Annotated in this window: 1 protein-coding gene; it reads left to right on the top strand. The window is 73.9% G+C overall.

The annotated features are described in order from the left end of the window. Positions 1–66 precede the first annotated feature (66 nt). Positions 67–475 (top strand): substrate-binding domain-containing protein (locus CCN39_RS48725; RefSeq protein ID WP_244211376.1); only part of this gene is annotated, 409 nt, incomplete at its 3' end.

Here is a 475-nt window from a genome sequence, read left to right as displayed (position 1 = left end):
GGCCAGCAGCTCGACGTGCCCGCGTTCCTTGGCCGCGGATTCGCCGCTGTTGCACAGGATCGGCGCGTGCCCGGCTTCGCTCGCCGCCTCTTCGACGCCGCGGGCGACGTCGGCAACCCGTTCTTCACCGACGTCGCCCGCGGCGTCGAAGAGGCGGCGAGCGAAGCCGGGCACGCGGTGATCCTGTGCAACAGCGGCGAATCCGCGGCCAAGGAACGCGGGCACGTCGAGCTGCTGGCCGCGCAGCGGGTGCACGGGGTGCTGATCACGCCGGTGGAGTCCGGGCCGGTGCCGGTGCGGTGGCTGCGGGAGCGGGGGATTTCGGTGGTCCTGCTCGACCACCCGACCGCGGCGGACGACCTGTGCTCGGTCGCGGTGGACGACCGCCACGGCGGCGAGCTCGCGGTCACCCACCTGCTGGCCGAGGTGTGCGAGCGGATCGTGATGGTCACCGGCCCGGCCGGCGTCCACCAGG

It is taken from the genome of Amycolatopsis kentuckyensis, from assembly GCF_002155975.1.
Lineage (GTDB): Bacteria > Actinomycetota > Actinomycetes > Mycobacteriales > Pseudonocardiaceae > Amycolatopsis > Amycolatopsis kentuckyensis.
This window is presented reverse-complemented; position numbering and strand designations above follow the sequence as displayed.